Here is a 17,110-nt window from a genome sequence, read left to right as displayed (position 1 = left end):
TCTCTTTCTCCTCCACCCTGGTGTGCCCGGCGCACTCCCGTGTGAAACCGAAAGGAACGCGGCGGAACGGGGAAGTGAGGCGCACGGGACGGGTGACGGACGCGTGCCGGAAGGTAGAGTCCAGCGGCGTGCACCTCAAGAGTCTGACCCTGCGCGGGTTCAAATCCTTCGCGTCGGCCACGACACTCCGTTTCGAGCCGGGCATCACCTGTGTGGTGGGCCCGAACGGCTCCGGGAAGTCCAATGTCGTGGACGCCCTGTCCTGGGTGATGGGAGAACAGGGCGCGAAATCGCTGCGCGGCGGAAAGATGGAGGACGTGATCTTCGCCGGCACCACCGGCCGCCCGCCGCTGGGCCGGGCCGAGGTGTCGCTGACGATCGACAATGCCGACGGCGCCCTGCCCATTGACTACGCCGAAGTGACGATCACGCGGATCATGTTCCGCAACGGCGGCAGCGAATACCAGATCAACGGGGACACCTGCCGGCTGCTCGACATCCAGGAATTGCTGTCCGACTCCGGTATCGGCCGCGAAATGCATGTCATCGTCGGCCAGGGGCAGTTGGACTCCGTTCTGCATGCCGATCCCATGGGGCGCCGGGCCTTCATCGAGGAGGCGGCCGGAGTTCTCAAGCACCGCAAGCGCAAGGAGAAGGCGCTGCGGAAACTGGACGCGATGCAGGCCAACCTCGCGCGGGTCCAGGACCTCACCGACGAACTGCGGCGGCAGCTCAAGCCCCTCGGCCGGCAGGCGGCCGTGGCCCGGCGGGCCGCCGTCATCCAGGCCGACCTGCGGGACACACGGCTCCGCCTGCTCGCCGACGACCTGGTCACCCTGCGCGAGGCGCTCCGGGCCGAGGTCGCGGACGAGGCGGCCCTCAAGCAGCGCAAGGACGCGGCCGAGGCCGAACTGCGCGCGGCGCAGCGGCGCGAGGCCGAACTGGAGGACCAGGTACGGCGCCTGGCCCCCAGGCTGCAGCGGGCCCAGCAGAACTGGTACGAGCTGTCGCAGCTCGCCGAGCGGGTGCGCGGCACCGTCAGCCTGGCCGACGCCCGGGTCAAGAGCGCCACCACCGTCCCCGCGGAGGAGCGGCGCGGCCGGGACCCGGAGGACATGGAGCGGGAGGCGGCCCGGATCCGCGAGCAGGAGGCGGAGCTGGAGGCCGCGCTGGAGGCCGCGGAGCGGGCGCTGGAGGACACCGTCGCCCACCGGGCCGATCTGGAGCGCGAACTGGCGCGCGAGGAGCGGCGGCTGAAGGACGCCGCCCGCGCCATCGCCGACCGGCGCGAGGGCCTGGCACGGCTGCACGGGCAGGTGAACGCGGCGCGGAGCCGGGCGGCGTCCGCCCAGGCGGAGATCGGGCGGCTGGCCGAGTCCCGGGACGACGCCCTGCGCCGCGCCACCGCCGCGCAGGAGGAGTACGAACAGCTCCGGGCGGAGGTGGAGGGGCTCGACGCGGACGATGCCGAGCTGGCCGGCCGCCACGAGGCCGCCAAACGCGAACTGGCAGCCGCCGAGGCCGCGCTGAACGGCGCCCGGGAGGCCGTCACCGCCGCCGAGCGCAAACGGGCCGCGACGGCCGCCCGGCACGACGCCCTCGCCACCGGACTGCGCCGCAAGGACGGCACCGGGGCCCTGCTCGCCGCGGGTGAGCGGCTGGCGGGCCTCCTCGGCCCGGCCGCCGAACTCCTCACCGTCGAGTCCGGCTACGAGGTGCCGGTGGCCGCGGCGCTGGGGGCCGCGGCCGACGCCGTGGCCGTCGACGGCCCCTCGACGGCGGCGGACGCGCTGCGGCTGCTCCGTAAGACGGACGCCGGCCGCGCGGCCCTGCTGCCGGCCGGCGGCGCGGCCGAGCCGGACCCTCCGGCGGACGGGACGCTCCCCGGCGGGCACCGCCACGCCGCCGGCCTCGTGAGCGGTCCGCCGGGGCTGCTGCCCGCCGTGCGCCGGCTGCTGCGCGGGGTCGTGGTGGTCGGGACGCTGGAGGACGCGGAGGACCTGGTCGCCGCGGAGCCGGAGCTGACGGCGGTCACCGCCGAGGGCGATCTGCTCGGCACCCACCTCGCCCAGGGGGGTTCCGCCGGTGCGCCGAGCCTGCTGGAGGTGCAGGCGTCCGTCGACGAGGCGGCGGCCGAACTGGCCGAGCTGGCCGTACGGTGCGAGGAGCTCGCGGGGGAGCAGCGGCGGGCGGGGGAGCGGCGTACCGCGTGCGCCGCCCTCGTCGAGGAATTGGCGGCCCGGCGGAGCGCGGCCGACCGGGAGAAGTCCACCGTCGCCCAGTCACTGGGCCGGCTGGCGGGCCAGGCCCGGGCCGCGGCGGGCGAGGCGGAGCGGGCCTCCGCGGCGGTCGAACGCGCCGAGGAGGCGTTGCGGCGCGCCACCGAGGAGGCCGAGGAGCTCACCGAACGGCTGCTGACCGCCGAGGAGGCGGCGCTGGCCGACGGGGCCGAGGAGGAGCCCGACACCTCGGCCCGGGACCGGCTGGCCGCCGACGGCGCCAATGCCCGGCAGACGGAGATGGAGGCCCGGCTCCAGGTCCGTACCCATGAGGAGCGCGTCAAGGGGCTCGCAGGGCGGGCGGACGCGCTGGACCGCGGCGCGCGCGCCGAGCGGGAGGCCCGGGCGCGGGCGGAGCGGCTGCGGGCCCGGCTGCGGCACGAGGCGGAGGTCGCCGCCGCGGTCGCGGACGGAGCCCGGCAGTTGCTGGCGCACATCGAGGTGTCGCTGGTATGGGCCGGGGAGGAGCGGGCCGCGGCCGAGCGGGCCAAGGCCGGCCGGGAGGCGGATCTGGCCGCGGAGCGCCACCGGGGCCGGGACCTCAAGAGCGAGCTGGACAAGCTGACCGACTCGGTACACCGGGGCGAGGTGCTGGGCGCCGAGAAGCGGCTGCGGATCGAGCAGTTGGAGACCCGGTCGCTGGAGGAGCTCGGCGTCGAACCGGAGGTGCTGATCGCGGAGTACGGGCCGGACCAGCTCGTGCCGCCGTCGCCGCCCGCGGAGGGCGAGACGCTTCCGGAGGACCCGGAGGACCCGCGCAACCGGCCGGTGCCCTATGTGCGGGCGGCCCAGGAGAAGAGGCTGAGGGCGGCCGAGCGGGCGTACCAGCAGCTGGGCAAGGTGAACCCGCTCGCCCTGGAGGAGTTCGCGGCACTGGAGGAGCGGCACAAGTTCCTGACCGAGCAGCTCGACGACCTGAAGAAGACCCGGGCCGACCTTCTTCAAGTCGTGAAGGAGGTGGACGAGCGGGTCGAGCAGGTCTTCACCGAGGCGTTCCGGGACACCGCGCGCGAGTTCGAGGGCGTCTTCTCCCGGCTCTTCCCCGGCGGCGAGGGCCGGCTGCTGCTCACCGACCCGGAGAACATGCTGTCGACCGGTGTGGACGTCGAGGCCCGGCCGCCCGGCAAGAAGGTGAAGCGGCTCTCTCTGCTGTCGGGAGGTGAACGCTCGCTGACCGCGGTGGCGATGCTGGTCTCCATCTTCAAGGCCCGGCCCAGCCCGTTCTACGTGATGGACGAGGTGGAGGCCGCGCTCGACGACACCAATCTGCAGCGGCTGATCCGGATCATGGAGGAGCTCCAGGAGAGCTCCCAGCTGATCGTGATCACCCACCAGAAGCGGACGATGGAGGTCGCCGACGCCCTCTACGGCGTCTCCATGCAGGGCGACGGGGTGTCCAAGGTCATCAGCCAGCGGCTGCGCTGACGCCGTCCGGTCCGCGCCGGGGCGGCGGCCCTCCGGGTGTGCGGACGGGTGTGCATGAGTTCGGGGGTCTCGGGGAAGCCGCTGAACGGCACTGCATTTGACTTCGGGAATTGAACACATAGTCTCGGCTGAGTTCATCTTGCCTTCAAGTGGTGTTCCCTTGGCGGTGTCACACCACCGGAGGCCCGACCCCCACGCCCGGGACGCCGCCGGGCTCAGGAGAGAACGTGTCCACCACGCAGCTTGCGGAGGGGCGCAGAGCCCACCCGGAACACATCGGCCATGTCATCTTCATCACGGCCTCCGCCGCGATGGGTGGTTTCCTCTTCGGCTACGACAGCTCCGTCATCAACGGCACGGTCGTGGCGATCCGCGACCGCTTCGGTGTCGGCTCGGAACTCCTCGCCCAGGTGATCGCCGCCGCGCTGATCGGCTGTGCCCTCGGCGCCGCGGCCGCCGGCCGGATCGCGGACCGCGTCGGCCGGATCCGGGTGATGCAGATAGCCGCCCTGCTCTTCACGGCCAGCGCGATCGGCTCGGCCCTGCCCTTCACGATCTGGGACCTCGCCTTCTGGCGGGTGCTCGGAGGTGTGGCCATCGGTATGGCCTCGGTCATCGGCCCGGCCTATATCGCCGAGGTCGCCCCGCCCGCGTACCGGGGCCGGCTGGGCTCCTTCCAGCAGGCAGCGATCGTCATCGGCATCGCCGCCTCGCAGCTGGTCAACTTCGGCATCCTCACCTTCGCCGACGGCGAGCAGCGCGGCGCCCTCGCCGGCCTGGAGGCCTGGCAGTGGATGCTCGGTGCCGAGGTCGTGCCGGCCGCCCTCTACGGCCTGCTGGCCTTCGCGATCCCGGAGTCCCCCCGCTTCCTCATCTCCGTGGGCAGGACGGAGCGGGCCAGAAAGGTGCTGCGGGAGGTGGAGGGCGAGAACGCCGACCTGGACCAGCGGATCTCCGAGATCAACGAGGCGATGCGCACCGACCGCAAGTCCACCTTCCGGGACCTGCTGGGCGGCCGCTTCAAGCTGCTGCCGATCGTCTGGGTCGGTATCGGGCTGTCGCTCTTCCAGCAGCTCGTCGGCATCAACGTGATCTTCTACTACTCGGCCTCGCTCTGGCAGTCCGTCGGCATCGACCCGACCAGCTCCTTCCTCTACTCGTTCACCACATCGATCATCAACATCATCGGCACCGTGATCGCGATGATCTTCGTCGACCGCTTCGGCCGCAAGCCTCTGCTGCTCGTCGGATCCACCGGCATGGCGCTCTCCCTGGGCCTCGCCGCGTGGGCGTTCTCGTACAAGACCGGGACCGGCGCGGACATCTCCATGCCGGACACGCAGGGCACGGTGGCGCTCGTCGCCGCCCACTCCTTCGTGCTCTTCTTCGCCCTGTCCTGGGGTGTGGTGGTCTGGGTGCTGCTCGGTGAGATGTTCCCCAACCGGATCCGGGCCGCTGCCCTCGGTATCGCGGCCTCGGCCCAGTGGGTCGCCAACTGGCTGATCACGGTGAGCTTCCCGAGCCTGTCGGACTGGAACCTCTCCGGCGCGTACGTGCTCTACACCGCCTTCGCCGTGCTCTCCATCCCGTTCGTGCTCAAGTGGGTGCCCGAGACCAAGGGCAAGTCCCTGGAGGAGATGGGCTGACCGGCTCCCTGACGGCGGCCCCCGGTCCGGCTCGGAGCACGAGCCGGACCGGGGGCCGCCGGTGCGCCGGGAGACGGTACGGCCGACGCGCGGCGACCGGCGGGGACGGGACGCGGGACGGTGGCCGATACTGAGGGAGTTATGGAATTCGTCATCCTTGCTGTAGTCATCGCCCTGGTCGCGATCGGCGCGATCACCGGTCTGGTGGTGACCAGCCGCCGGAAGAAGCGGCTGCCTCCCCCGCCGCCGAGCGCGCCGACCATCACGGCCCCACCCGCCGAACCGCATGTCGGTGAGGAGGCCGGGCCTCCCGCCGCCGAAGAACGCCGCACCATCGAAGAGGTCGGACTTCCGGGCGCCGGTGCCACCGTCGCCGAGGCCCCGGCGCCCGCTCCGGTGCCGGAGGCCCCGCCCGTCGAGGTGCCGGCCCCGACCGCCGGCCGGCTCGTCCGGCTGCGCGCCCGGCTCTCCCGCTCGCAGAACTCCCTGGGCAAGGGCCTGCTCACCCTGCTCTCCCGGGAGCATCTCGACGAGGACACCTGGGAGGAGATCGAGGACACCCTGCTCACCGCGGACGTCGGCGTCGCCCCCACCCAGGAGCTCGTGGAGCGGCTCCGGGAGCGGGTGAAGGTCCTCGGCACCCGCACTCCGGAGGAACTGCGCACCCTGCTGCGCGAGGAACTGCTCACCCTGATCGGCACGGAGGCCGACCGGTCCGTGAAGACCGACGGCGGCCTGGAGACCCCGGCCGTCGTGATGGTCGTCGGCGTCAACGGCACGGGCAAGACCACCACCACCGGCAAGCTCGCGCGGGTCCTGGTCGCGGACGGGCGCAGTGTGGTGCTCGGCGCGGCCGACACCTTCCGGGCCGCCGCCGCCGACCAGCTGCAGACCTGGGGCGAGCGGGTCGGCGCCAGGACCGTCCGCGGCCCCGAGAGCGGCGACCCCGCGTCGGTCGCCTTCGACGCGGTCAAGGAGGGCATCGCCGAGGGCGCGGACGTGGTCCTCATCGACACCGCCGGCCGGCTGCACACCAAGGCCGGTCTCATGGACGAGCTGGGCAAGGTCAAGCGGGTCGTGGAGAAGCACGGACCGCTGGACGAGGTGCTGCTGGTCCTCGACGCCACGACGGGCCAGAACGGCCTGGTGCAGGCCCGGGTCTTCTCCGAGGTCGTGGACATCACGGGGATCGTGCTGACCAAGCTCGACGGCACGGCCAAGGGCGGCATCGTCGTCGCCGTCCAGCGCGAACTGGGCGTCCCGGTGAAGCTGGTGGGCCTCGGGGAGGGCGCCGACGACCTGGCGCCCTTCGAGCCGGAGGCCTTCGTCGACGCGCTCATCGGGGACTGAGCGGGACGGGACGGACCGCCGGGCAACGGGCCGCCGCCCGGCCGGGGACACGGCGTGACCGCCGCCCCCCGGCCGTACGGCGGCCCGGTCCCGTTCCCCGAGGGGCGGGACCCGCACCCCCGTCCGGGGCCGTACGGCCGCGGACGCGGCCTCGCCCGGCGGTTCTCAGCGGGCGGCCGAGCGGTGGCAGACGTAGGCGAGGGTGCCCAGCAGCAGGCGTGCGTGCGGCGGGCGGACCGCCGGGCCGAGCTCCGGCGGTCTCAGCCAGCGGACCGGGCCGAGCCCCGCGAGGTCGGAGGGCGGCGCGGTGATGTGGCTGCCGGGGGGCAGGCAGCGCAGATCCAGCCGGGCGCCGTCCCAGCCCATGCGGTAGAGCAGATCGGGCAGTTCGGCGGAGGCGCCGGGCGCGACGAGGAAGTGGGCCCGGCCCTGCGGCGTGACCGCGACGGGGCCGAGCGGCAGCCCCATCCGCTCCATCCGGACCAGCGCCTGCCGACCGGCCGTCGCGCCGACCTCGATGACGTCGAACGAGCGGCCCACCGGCAGCAGTACGGCGGCACCGGGCAGCTCGGCCCAGGCGGCGGCCACCTCGCGGAGCGTCGAGCCGGCCGGCACCGTCCGGGCGTGGCGGAGGGGGTGCGCCCCGGGAGCCGCGCAGTGCGGTGCGCCGCAGGAGCAGCGGGCGCCGCGCTCGCCGGAGAGGGCCGTGGCGCGGGCTCCGGGGACCACGTCCCATCCGTGGAGTCCGGTGTACTCGGCCACCACCGTGCACTCCGACGCGCGGCCGCGGCGCCGCGTGCCCGGCCGCAGGTCCCGGATGCCGCCGATCGTGAAGCCCATGCCCTCTCCAACGGGTCGCTCGAATCAGTGGTTACGCGCGGAGGAGACGTCCCGCGCCGTCTGTCGCTGCGGTCGGCGCCGTATACGGCTCGGTGGTGTGCGGCGAGTGGTGGCCGGTCCGGTGCGCGCCCCCGTCGGCAACCGTCCTCCCAGTCGAATTGCCGGTGTCAAGTGAATCGCGAAGGGAGCGGCATATGTTCATCCGAAGGGGTGGCGAATGGTGGCGTTTCCCGGTGTCAGCTCGTCACACAGGTGATCGTAGGATTACTTTCGGTGCGCACGGTCTTCCGGGGGTGGTGCCGGACCGGTGGGGCGCAGGTGGTCCGTATGGTCGGTTTTCGTCACTTTTCGTCGGTTCGGGCGGCCTTCTGTCCGCTCCGCCGGCGTCGGGCGGATCGGGAGCCGTCCGAAGCTGCCCGATGCCGTCTGAATCCGCCGGCGCCGGGGTATGCCGGTGACAGGCCGACCGCCCGGTCGGCCGACCGGCACTCCGGGCCGCCGACAGTACGTCCGGGCGGGGCGAGGGCCGGCTTCCCGGGACCGGCGCTCGCACGGAAGCGGCAGAACGGGGGCATGGCAGTTGGACACCGGTGGCAGCGGCACGCAGACCGGCAAGCACCCCAATGAGCCCCTGGGGTCGTGGTTCCTGCGCAGCGGCTGGTCCAAGGGCGAACTCGCCCGCCAGGTGAACCGCCGGGCCCGGCAGCTGGGCGCCCACCACATCAGCACCGACACCTCCCGCGTGCGCCGCTGGCTGGACGGGGAGCAGCCGCGCGAGCCCATCCCGCGGATCCTCTCCGAGCTGTTCTCCGAACGCTTCGGCTGTGTGGTGTCCACCGAGGACCTCGGGCTGCGCACCGCGCACCCCTCCCCGTCGGACTCGGTGGTGGACCTGCCCTGGAGCGGGCCCCGCACGACCGCCCTGCTCGGTGAGTTCTCCCGCAGCGATCTCATGCTGGCCCGGCGGGGCTTCCTCGGCAGCTCCCTGACGCTGGCCGCGGGCCCCTCCCTCGTCGAGCCGCTCCAGCGCTGGCTGGTGCCGGCCCCGGGCGGGCGGCCGGAGGAGACGGCTGTGCCCGCGCGGGACCCCTCCGGACGGGCCGTGCCCCGGCTGTCCGGTCCGGAACTGGACCTGCTGGAGACCGCGACCAGGATGTTCCGGCAGTGGGACGCGCAGTGCGGCGGAGGGCTGCGCCGCAAGGCGGTCGTCGGCCAGCTGCACGAGGTCACCGACCTGCTGCACGAGCCGCATCCGGCGCAGGTCGCCCGCAGGCTGTTCGGTGTCGCGGCCGAACTCGCCGAACTTGCGGGGTGGATGAGCTACGACATCGGGCTCCAGCCCACCGCCCAGAAGTACTTCGTGCTGGCGCTGCACGCCGCCAAGGAGGCGGGGGACAAGCCCCTCGGTTCGTACATCCTCTCCAACATGAGCCGGCAGATGATCCATCTCGGCCGGCCGGACGACGCCCTGGAGCTGGTCCACCTCGCCCAGTACGGCAGCCGGGACTGCTCCACCGCCCGGACCCAGGCCATGCTGTATGCGATGGAGGCCCGCGCCTACGCCAACATGGGAGCCCCCGGCAAGTGCAAACGCGCCGTGCGGATGGCCGAGGAGACCTTCGCGGAGGCGGCCCCGGGCGACGGCGATCCGGACTGGATCCGCTTCTTCTCCGAGGCCGAGCTGAACGGCGAGAACGCCCATTCGTACCGCGATCTCGCGTACGCGGCGGGCCGCAGCCCGGCCTACGCCTCACTGGCCGAGCCCCTGATGGAGCGGGCCGTGGAACTCTTCCGGCAGGACGCGGAGCACCAGCGTTCCTACGCGCTCAATCTGATCGGTATGGCCACCGTTCATCTGCTGAAAAAGGAACCGGAACGATCAGTGGTGCTCGCGGAGCAGGCTCTCGGAGTCGCCCGGCAGGTGCGGTCCGAGCGTGTGAACACCAGGCTGCGGAAGACCGTGGACCACGCCGCCCGTGAATTCGGCTCGGTGGCGGAAGTCCTCCGTGTCACCGATCGGCTGGCCCGCGAACTGTCCGGTTCCGCCGAGGCCCCACAGGCGGTCTGAAGCCCTCCGGCGGGCCCGCCCGGCCGCGCCGGACCGCCGGGTTCCGGCCATCCCCGGGACCCGGGCGGAGCCTGCCCCGAACCGTCCGCCGGCGTTCCGGAGTTCATCCGCGCGTAACACGCGCACGGCCTTCGTCACGGCGCCGAAACACCGTACGGCATCGGAGGAAACGGCGCTGCGCCAATCTCTAGGCGAAAACCGGCCCACCCCAAGTTCCATCCCGCACGGGCCGTCGCTTTCTAGGAGATCGACATTGAATGGCGCAGATACCGCATTCGTATTGATCAGTGCCGCGCTCGTGATGCTGATGACACCGGGCCTGGCTTTCTTCTACGGGGGCATGGTGCGGGTCAAGAGCGCCCTCAACATGCTCATGATGTCCTTCGTCTCACTGGGGATCGTCAGCGTCCTCTGGGTCCTGTACGGCTACTCGCTCACCTTCGGTGACGACATCGGCAGCGGCCTGCTGGGCAACCTCGACCACGTCGGCCTCGCCGGCATCGACCCCGAGACGCTCACCGGAGGCAAGGAAGGCATCCCAGTCTTCGCCTTCGCCCTCTTCCAGCTGATGTTCGCCGTACTGACGCCCGCCCTGATGAGCGGCGCGCTCGCGGACCGGGTGAAGTTCAGCGCCTGGTCGCTCTTCATCGCCCTCTGGGTGAGCGTGGTCTACTTCCCGGTCGCGCACTGGGTGTGGCAGGCCGACGGCTGGCTGTTCCAGCTGGAGGTCATCGACTTCGCCGGCGGCACGGCCGTCCACATCAACGCGGGTATCGGCGCCCTGGCCGCCGTCCTGGTCGTCGGCAAGCGCATCGGGTTCAAGAAGGAACCGATGCGGCCGCACAACCTGCCGCTGGTGATGCTGGGCGCGGCCCTGCTGTGGTTCGGCTGGTTCGGCTTCAACGCCGGCTCGGCCCTGGCCGCCAACGGCACCGCGGCCACCATGGCCCTCAACACCCAGGTCGCCACCGGCGCGGCGATGCTCGGCTGGCTGGTCTACGAGCGGATCCGGCACGGCGCCTTCACCACCCTCGGCGCCGCCTCCGGCGCGGTCGCCGGCCTGGTCGCCATCACGCCCTCCGGTGCGCACGTCAACGCCCTCGGCGCCATCCTCATCGGTGTCGTGGCCGGTGCCGTCTGCTCCTGGGCCGTCAGCCTCAAGTACAAGCTGGGCTACGACGACTCCCTCGACGTCGTCGGCGTCCACCTGGTCGGCGGCGTCATCGGCACCCTGCTGGTCGGCGTCCTCGCCATCGACGGCGTGGGCGGCATGAGCCAGCTCGGCAAGCAGGCCATCGGAGCCTTCTCGGTCATGGCCTTCTCCTTCGTCGTCTCCTGGCTGCTGGCGAAGATCGTCGACATGACGATCGGCTTCCGGGCCAGCGAGGACGACGAGACCTCCGGGCTCGACCAGGTGTTCCACGCCGAGACGGGCTACGACTTCAGCACCGTGGGGGGCACGCCCACCGGCCGTAGTACGGTGCCGGACCTCACGGAGACGGGTGCTGCGGCGCCGCGGAACAAGAAGGTGGACGCATGAAGCTCATCACGGCGGTCGTGAAGCCGCACCGGCTGGACGAGATCAAGGAGGCCCTCCAGGCCTTCGGCGTCCAGGGCCTGACGGTCACCGAGGCCAGCGGCTACGGCCGGCAGCGCGGCCACACCGAGGTGTACCGCGGCGCCGAGTACACCGTCGACCTCGTGCCCAAGGTCCGGATCGAGGTGCTGGTCGAGGACGGCGACGCCGAACAGCTGATCGACGTCATCGTCAAGGCCTCCCGGACCGGCAAGATCGGCGACGGCAAGGTGTGGTGCGTCCCCGTCGACACAGCGGTCCGGGTACGGACCGGGGAGCGCGGCCCGGACGCGCTCTAGGCCAGGCCCCGGGCGGGTCCGCGAGACGGACGCGGACCCGCCCGGCACCCGGCACCGCACGACCGGCCCGCACAGGGGCCCGAACAGCAAAAGGGGAACCGGTGACGGACGGCGTGGACATCACAGCGGACGCGGCCGGCCCGCCGCCCGGCGGCTACGCGGCGGCGCGCACCCGGCTGCTCCGGCAGGAGACCCCGTCCGGGCCCGGCCGCCGCGCGGCCCTGGCCCGCCTCACCGACGACTGGCTGGCCGCGCTCTTCACCGCGAGCGCCGCCGACGCCGTCACCCGGAACGGCACACCGGCGGACCCGCCCCCGGAGAGCCCGCGCACCACGCCCCGCGCCCCGGCGCGGAGCCGCCCTGGTGGCCGTCGGAGGCTACGGACGGGGCGAACTCTCCCCGCGAAGCGACCTCGACCTGCTGCTGCTGCACGACGAGACGGCCGACCCCAAGGCCGTGGCGGCCCTCGCCGACGGCATCTGGTATCCGGTCTGGGACCTCGGGCTCGCCCTCGACCACTCCGTGCGCACCACCGCCCAGGCCCGCACCACCGCCCGCGAGGACCTCAAGGTCCAGCTCGGGCTGCTGGACGCCCGGCACATCGCCGGAGACCCGTCGCTCACCACGGCGCTGCGCACGGCCGTCCTCGCCGACTGGCGCAACCAGGCGCCGAAGCGCCTGCCCGAACTGCGCGCCCTGGGCGACGAACGCACCCGGCGCCACGGCGAACTCCAGTTCCTCCTGGAGCCCGACCTCAAGGAAGCGCACGGCGGCCTCCGCGACCTGACCGCCCTGCGCGCCGTCGCCGCCTCCTGGCTGGCCGACGCCCCGCGCGAGGGACTGGCCGAGGCCCGGACCCGGCTCCTCGACACCCGCGACACCCTCCACCTGGCCACCGGCCGCGCCACCGACCGGCTCGCCCTCCAGGAACAGGACCAGGTCGCCGCCGACCTGGGACTGGCGGACGCCGACGCCTTGCTCCGCCGGGTCTACGAGGCCGCGCGCACCGTGGCCTACGCCGACGAGGTGACCTGGCGGGAGGTCGGCCGCGTCCTGCGCGCCCGATCGGCCCGCGGCGGACTGCGCGGGCTGCTCACCGGCGGACGCCTGGGCCGGGGCCGCACCCCTGGCGTGTCCGGCGACACGGCCGAACGCACCCCGCTCGCCGAGGGCGTCGTCGAACAGGACGGCGAGGCCGTGCTCGCCCGCGCCGCCCGGCCTCAGCAGGACCCGGTCCTGCCGCTGCGCGCGGCCGCCGCCGCGGCCCAGGCCGGGCTCCCGCTCTCGCCGCACGCCGTACGGCGCCTGGCCACCGCGGCCCGCCCGCTGCCCGTGCCCTGGCCCGCCGAGGCCCGCGAGCAGTTCGTCACCCTCCTCGGCGCCGGCCCGCCCGTCGTGGGGGTGTGGGAGGCCCTGGAGGCCGAGGGCCTGATCACCCGGCTGCTGCCCGACTGGGAGCGGGTCCGCTGCCGGCCGCAGCGCAACGCGGTGCACCGCTGGACCGTCGACCGGCACTGCGTCGAGACCGCCGTGCGGGCCGGTGCGCTCAGCCGCCGGGTCGGCCGCCCCGACCTGCTGCTCGTGGCGGCCCTGCTGCACGACATCGGCAAGGGCTGGCCGGGCGACCACTCCACCACCGGCGAGGTCATCGCCCGCGACGTGGCCGCCAGGATCGGCTTCGGCCCGGCGGACACCCGGACCGTCGCCGCGCTCGTCCGCCACCATCTGCTGCTCGTCGAGACGGCGACCCGCCGTGATCTGGACGATCCGGCCACCGTCCAGAAGGTCGCGGACGCGGTCGGCAGCCCGGAGACGCTCGGCCTGCTGCACGCCCTCACCGAGGCCGACGCCCTCGCCACCGGCCCGGCCGCCTGGAGCGCGTGGCGCGCGTCCCTCGTCACCGACCTCGTCCGCCGGGTGGCCGCCGTCCTCGCGGGCGAGCCGCCCCGGCACCCGGACGACAGCGGCCCGTCCACGGGGACGGAGCCCGGGCAGCGGCGGCTCGCCGCGCAGGCGCTGAGCACCGGCGGCCCGGTGCTCAGCCTGAGCCCCGGCACGCCGGAGGGAGCCCCGGTCGGCGGCGAGCCGGAACCCGTCGGCGTCGAACTGCACATCGCCGTACCCGAGCGCGCCGGTCTGCTGCCCGCGGCGGCGGGCGTACTCGCCCTGCACCGGCTGGCGGTGCGCTCCGCCGACCTGCGGCTCCTGGAGCCCGCGGCCGGGCGGGCCGGCGAGGAAGAGGAAGCGGACGGCCCCGTCCTGCTGCTGAGCTGGCGGGTGGCCGCCGAGTACGGTTCCCTGCCGGACGCGGCCCGGCTCCGCGCCGATCTGCTGCGCGCCCTGGACGGATCGCTCGACATCGCCGCCCGGCTCGCCGAGCGCGAGGCCGCGTACCCGCGCCGCCACGGAGTGCGGCCCCCGCCGCCCCGGGTGACGGTGGCCCCGGCGGCCTCCCGGCACGCGACGGTCCTGGAGGTGCGGGCACAGGACGCCCCGGGCCTGCTGCACCGCATCGGCCGGGCCCTGGAGGAGGCGGGGGTGCGGCTGCGCAGCGCGCACATCAGCACCCTCGGCGCCAACGCGGTCGACGCCTTCTATCTCACCGGCTCCGACGGCGCGCCGCTGCCCGGGGGCCGGGCCGCGGAGGTGGCCCGCGCCGTACAGAGCGCCCTGGGCTGACCGCGGGGGAGACCGCACCGGGAACGGGCGGATACCCTGGGGGTCAGTTGCCCGCCCCACCGATCCGAGGATTCGCGACCGCCGTGTTCGACACTCTTTCCGACCGCCTCGCAGCGACGTTCAAGAACCTCCGGGGCAAGGGCCGCCTGTCCGAGGCGGACATCGATGCCACCGCCCGCGAGATCCGCATCGCGCTGCTGGAGGCGGATGTCGCGCTGCCCGTGGTGCGGGCCTTCATCAAGCAGGTCAAGGAGCGGGCGCTGGGCGCGGAGGTCTCGCAGGCCCTCAACCCCGCCCAGCAGGTCATCAAGATCGTCAACGAGGAGCTCGTCGGCATCCTCGGCGGCGAGACCCGCCGGCTGCGCTTCGCCAAGACCCCGCCCACCGTGATCATGCTCGCCGGTCTGCAGGGCGCGGGCAAGACGACGCTCGCGGGCAAGCTCGGCCGCTGGCTGAAGGGGCAGGGCCACACCCCGCTGCTGGTCGCCTGCGACCTCCAGCGCCCGAACGCCGTCAACCAGCTCTCCGTCGTGGCCGAGCGCGCGGAGGTCGCCGTCTACGCGCCGGAGCCGGGCAACGGCGTCGGCGACCCGGTGAAGGTGGCCCGGGACTCGATCGAGTTCGCCAAGGCCAAGCTGCACGACGTGGTCATCGTCGACACCGCCGGCCGCCTCGGCATCGACGAGGAGCTGATGCGGCAGGCCGCGGACATCCGCGACGCCGTCTCCCCGGACGAGATCCTCTTCGTCGTCGACGCGATGATCGGCCAGGACGCGGTGAACACCGCCGAGGCGTTCCGCGACGGTGTGGGCTTCGACGGCGTGGTGCTCTCCAAGCTCGACGGCGACGCGCGCGGCGGTGCGGCCCTGTCCATCGCCCACGTCACCGGCCGGCAGATCATGTTCGCCTCCAACGGCGAGAAGCTGGACGACTTCGACGCGTTCCACCCGGACCGCATGGCGTCCCGCATTCTCGGCATGGGCGACATGCTCAGCCTGATCGAGAAGGCCGAACAGACCTTCAGCCAGGCCGAGGCCGAGAAGATGGCCGGGAAACTGGCCAAGGGGCCCAAGGAGTTCACGCTCGACGACTTCCTGGCCCAGATGGAGCAGGTACGGAAGATGGGCTCCATCTCCAAACTGCTCGGCATGCTGCCCGGCATGGGGGAGATGCGGGAACAGATCAACAACCTGGACGAGCGGGACGTCGACCGCACCGCCGCGATCATCAAGTCGATGACGCCGGGCGAGCGCCAGGACCCGACGATCATCAACGGCTCCCGCCGTGCCCGGATCGCCAAGGGCTCCGGTGTCGAGGTCAGCGCCGTGAAGAACCTCGTGGAGCGGTTCTTCGAGGCCCGCAAGATGATGTCCCGGATGGCCCAGGGCGGCGGTATGCCGGGGATGCCCGGGGTGCCGGGCATGGGCGGCGGCCCCGGCCGGAAGAAGAAGCAGCAGAAGCAGGCCAAGGGGAAGCGCCGCAGCGGCAACCCGATGAAGCGGAAGGCCGAGGAGCAGGCCGCCGCCGCGCGCCGCGAGCAGCAGGCCGCCAACCCGCTGGGCCTGCCGCAGGGCGGGCAGGAGCAGCAGCAGGACTTCGAACTGCCGGACGAGTTCAAGAAGTTCATGGGCTGACCTGCGCCGTCCTGCGCTGACCGGGCGGCCGGCGCCCCGGACCGCCGGGCTCAGACCCGTGCGACGAGATAACGGAAGACGTTCGGCATCCAGATCGTGCCGTCCGGCCGGCGGTGCTGGTGCAGCGCCTCGGTGAGCTCCTTCTCGACCTGGTCGGGGTCCGTGGCCGCCACCGCCTCGTCGAACAGGCCGGTGGAGAGCAGTCCGCGCACGGCGCTGTCCAGATCGGCGTAACCGAACGGGCAGGAGACGCGCCCCGAACCGTCCGGCCGCAGCCCGGCCCGGTGCGCCGACTCCTCCAGGGCGTCGCGCCCGTACGAACGCCGCCTGCCGGGTGCGTCCCCGTAACCGGGCCCGAGCGCCGGCGGCCGGCCGGCCAGCCGGGTCGCCACCCGCAGCACCGAGGAGGTCGCGCACCGCTCGGGCGGCCCCCAGCCCGTGAGCACCACCGGGCTGCCGCGCTCGGCCAGCGCGGTCGCCGCGTCCAGGGCCGGGCCCAGGTCCTCGTCGGCGCAGGACTGCGGGTCGAAGACGGTCACCAGGGTGAACGGCCGCCCGTCCTCCGCGATGGCCTCCGGCCCGCCCTCGTACAGGCGCGGCGCGGCGCCCGGCGGGTGCTCCGCGGGGTCCGGCAGCAGCCGCTTCCGGGCCAGCGCGAGCCGGTACGGGTCCGGGTCCGTGCCCGTCACGACGGCGCCGCGGGCGGCCGCCATCAGCAGCGCCAGCCCCGAACCGCAGCGCAGGCCGAGCACCCGGTCCCCGGCTCCCGTCTCCAGCCGTTGGTGGACCGCTTCGTAGAGCGGCACCAGCATCCGTTCCTGGATCTCAGCCCAGTCCCGCGCGCGGACGCGCGCACCCTCGGGCGCGCGCGTCGGGGAGAGGTGGTGCCGCTGTACGAGCGTGGGTGTCATCGAAGCGCCCCAATCCGCCGAGAGCTCGGTCCTGTGGTTGCCCGCCCCTGGTCGAGCCGCGCCCCGTCCCCTCGCCGGGGGCCCGCTGCGCTGCGGGCCCGCGGGGATGCGCGGCGATGCCTTGGCTCCCTCGGCGCACGCCGCTGCCGGCCGTTCGCGGCGTGCCCGGGGACCACCGATTCCCTTCTCAGAGTGCCACCGCCGTACGGAGTCCGCCATGGCACGGACGGCGGCTTCCGTCCCGGACGCGGCTTTTCCGCCGTCGCCCGGGAGGGGCGCGTCCGATCAGGGACGGGACCGGGGATCCGGGCCCGGGCCGGTCGCCCGGAGGGGGCCGGTGCCGTCGCGGGGAGCGGGCCCGGTACGCTCGCGGACGCCGCCGCGTTCCGTGGAAACACGCCGG

9 protein-coding genes and 1 pseudogene are annotated in these 17,110 nt (G+C 73.5%); 8 read left to right on the top strand and 2 right to left on the bottom strand.

Features of this window, described 5'->3' with window-relative positions; all coding sequences use genetic code 11:
• Positions 1–128: 128 nt before the first annotated feature.
• The 3 genes from smc to ftsY all read left to right on the top strand — a co-directional run bounded on the left by smc (position 129) and on the right by ftsY (position 6,700).
• On the top strand, positions 129–3,704 hold the full coding sequence (gene smc, locus E4N63_RS08925) for a chromosome segregation protein SMC (protein ID WP_230240377.1): 3,576 nt from the start codon (positions 129–131) through the stop codon (positions 3,702–3,704).
• 227 nt (positions 3,705–3,931) lie between these two features.
• Positions 3,932–5,350 (top strand): sugar porter family MFS transporter, encoded by a 1,419-nt coding sequence (locus E4N63_RS08920; RefSeq protein ID WP_230240376.1) that lies wholly within the window; start codon positions 3,932–3,934, stop codon positions 5,348–5,350.
• A gap of 141 nt (positions 5,351–5,491) precedes the next feature.
• Positions 5,492–6,700, top strand: coding sequence for a signal recognition particle-docking protein FtsY (ftsY, locus tag E4N63_RS08915; RefSeq protein ID WP_125622894.1), 1,209 nt, complete (start codon positions 5,492–5,494; stop codon positions 6,698–6,700).
• A 165-nt stretch (positions 6,701–6,865) separates the two neighbouring features.
• Here the strand turns inward: ftsY and E4N63_RS08910 are convergent, their stop codons facing one another.
• Complete coding sequence (locus E4N63_RS08910; protein ID WP_230240375.1) at positions 6,866–7,540, bottom strand: bifunctional DNA primase/polymerase; 675 nt, start codon at positions 7,538–7,540, stop codon at positions 6,866–6,868.
• Positions 7,541–8,120: 580 nt separating this feature from the next.
• Between E4N63_RS08910 and E4N63_RS08905 the strand changes: the two genes are divergently transcribed.
• The 5 genes and pseudogenes from E4N63_RS08905 to ffh all read left to right on the top strand — a co-directional run bounded on the left by E4N63_RS08905 (position 8,121) and on the right by ffh (position 15,796).
• On the top strand, positions 8,121–9,608 hold the full coding sequence (locus E4N63_RS08905; RefSeq protein WP_125622892.1) for a hypothetical protein: 1,488 nt from the start codon (positions 8,121–8,123) through the stop codon (positions 9,606–9,608).
• Between the two features lie 253 nt (positions 9,609–9,861).
• Positions 9,862–11,148 (top strand): ammonium transporter, encoded by a 1,287-nt coding sequence (locus tag E4N63_RS08900; protein ID WP_230240374.1) that lies wholly within the window; start codon positions 9,862–9,864, stop codon positions 11,146–11,148.
• Positions 11,145–11,483, top strand: a complete 339-nt coding sequence (locus E4N63_RS08895) for a P-II family nitrogen regulator (RefSeq protein ID WP_043469845.1) — start codon at positions 11,145–11,147, stop codon at positions 11,481–11,483. The genes E4N63_RS08900 and E4N63_RS08895 overlap by 4 nt, the downstream gene beginning before the upstream one ends.
• Positions 11,484–11,584: 101 nt before the next feature.
• Positions 11,585–14,162 (top strand): annotated as a pseudogene (locus E4N63_RS08890) ([protein-PII] uridylyltransferase).
• An 83-nt stretch (positions 14,163–14,245) separates the two neighbouring features.
• Positions 14,246–15,796 carry a signal recognition particle protein gene (gene ffh / locus E4N63_RS08885; RefSeq protein ID WP_125622890.1) on the top strand — a complete coding sequence of 517 codons (1,551 nt, stop codon included), beginning with the start codon at positions 14,246–14,248 and terminating at the stop codon, positions 15,794–15,796.
• 50 nt (positions 15,797–15,846) lie between these two features.
• Here ffh and E4N63_RS08880 read toward each other — a convergent pair whose 3' ends face one another.
• The gene (locus tag E4N63_RS08880; protein ID WP_043469840.1) at positions 15,847–16,707 is read right to left on the bottom strand and encodes an SAM-dependent methyltransferase; all 861 of its coding nucleotides are present in this window, start codon (positions 16,705–16,707) and stop codon (positions 15,847–15,849) included.
• Between the last annotated feature and the right edge of the window lie 403 nt (positions 16,708–17,110).

It is taken from the genome of Streptomyces sp. MNU89 (assembly GCF_020982505.1).
Lineage (GTDB): Bacteria > Actinomycetota > Actinomycetes > Streptomycetales > Streptomycetaceae > Streptomyces > Streptomyces xinghaiensis.
The sequence above is the reverse complement of the archived record's forward strand: the minus strand, read 5'-3'. Positions and strand labels throughout refer to the sequence as shown.